This is a genomic window from Burkholderia sp. Se-20378 (assembly GCF_017104665.1).
Classification (GTDB): domain Bacteria; phylum Pseudomonadota; class Gammaproteobacteria; order Burkholderiales; family Burkholderiaceae; genus Burkholderia; species Burkholderia lata.
The window spans coordinates 1-1,202 of sequence record NZ_JAAGPG010001007.1 but is presented as its reverse complement, the minus strand read 5'-3'; the positions used below and the strand labels follow the sequence as shown (position 1 = coordinate 1,202).

Annotated in this window: 2 protein-coding genes and 1 pseudogene; all 3 read right to left on the bottom strand. The window is 64.1% G+C overall.

Annotated elements, in window-relative coordinates:
• A partial coding sequence (locus tag G3N93_RS39760; RefSeq protein ID WP_241026910.1) for an RseA family anti-sigma factor occupies positions 1–187 on the bottom strand: 187 nt, incomplete at its 3' end.
• A gap of 86 nt (positions 188–273) precedes the next feature.
• Entirely contained in the window at positions 274–873 is a 600-nt protein-coding gene (gene rpoE / locus G3N93_RS39755) for an RNA polymerase sigma factor RpoE (protein ID WP_006490873.1), read from the bottom strand.
• Between the two features lie 91 nt (positions 874–964).
• Positions 965–1,202, bottom strand: a pseudogene (locus tag G3N93_RS39750) (hypothetical protein); the annotation flags it as partial.

The following is a 1,202-nucleotide window of genomic DNA, read 5'->3' as shown; positions in this document are numbered from 1 at the left end:
GCGCGAGCTCGTCCGAGCGCAGCGCATCGCCGATCAGGTGGTATTGGGCCCACGCAGCGCGATCCGCGCGGTTGAGCTCAGCCAGAAACTGCCCGTTGTCCGGGCCATCGAACATTTCGCCGTCGACCAGCGCGGAAAGGCGCTCGCCGCGCGAGCACGCTTGCGACTGCGTATTGACCGACCCCATGATGCTCCCCATCTTGCACACCCCGTCGTGACTTCACGACTCTATCCGTAACTAGACCCCGACCCGCGTCGCTCCGCCTGTCGCGCTTACCAGCGCTTGCCTTCGGGCGTATCGAGCAGCGGACGCAATTTGGCAGCGATTGCCTCGCGTGCGCGGAAGATCCGCGATCGAACCGTCCCGATCGGACAGCCCATCATTTCCGCGATCTCTTCGTAGCTCAGGCCCTCGATCTCGCGCAGCGTAATTGCCTGGCGCAGTTCTTCGGGCAGCAGAGCCATTGCAGCGTTGACCGTCTCGGCAATCTGCTTGCTCATCAACATCGACTCAGGCGTGTTGATATCCCTTAGTTGGTCTGCGTCGGAGAAAGTTTCCGCTTCCTCCGCATCGGCCTCGGTCGAGGTCGGTGCCCGGCGGCCTTGCGTCGCAAGGTAGTTCTTCGCCGTGTTGACGGCAATTCGGTACAACCACGTATAGAACGCCGATTCGCCGCGGAATTGCGGCAGCGCACGATACGCCTTGATGAACGCGTCCTGGGCCACATCCTCGACCTCGGCGGGATCCCGCACGAGGCGCGAGATCAGCCGAATGATCTTGCGGTGGTATTTGGAGACCAGGAGTTCGAACGCTGCCTTGTCGCCCTTCTGTACGCGCTCGACCAGAGCCTGGTCGATTTCTTTTTCACTCACCTGACAAATCCATTAACTAGGGATGCAACGCGGAGCAACATTGTAGCGTTCCCGCGCCGGACGCTGGTTACGGTCGGTAACCGCGCCGCCGTCACGCCCGCCCCGCCGCGCCCGCCGTCCTCGCCAGCACGGAAAGCGCGCTGAACGATGCGGCGTCGAGCGCATCGGCCGGAATCAGCAGCGGCCGGGCCCGCCGGGCACCCTGCCCGACCGACAGCACCAGCAGCAGGCTGCTCCAGTGCGCATGACCCGTCACGCGACCGCGGGCCAGCAGGCGCCCGGTGCGGCCAAACGCCGCGACTTCGCCGAATGCGTCGATCTGCAACTCA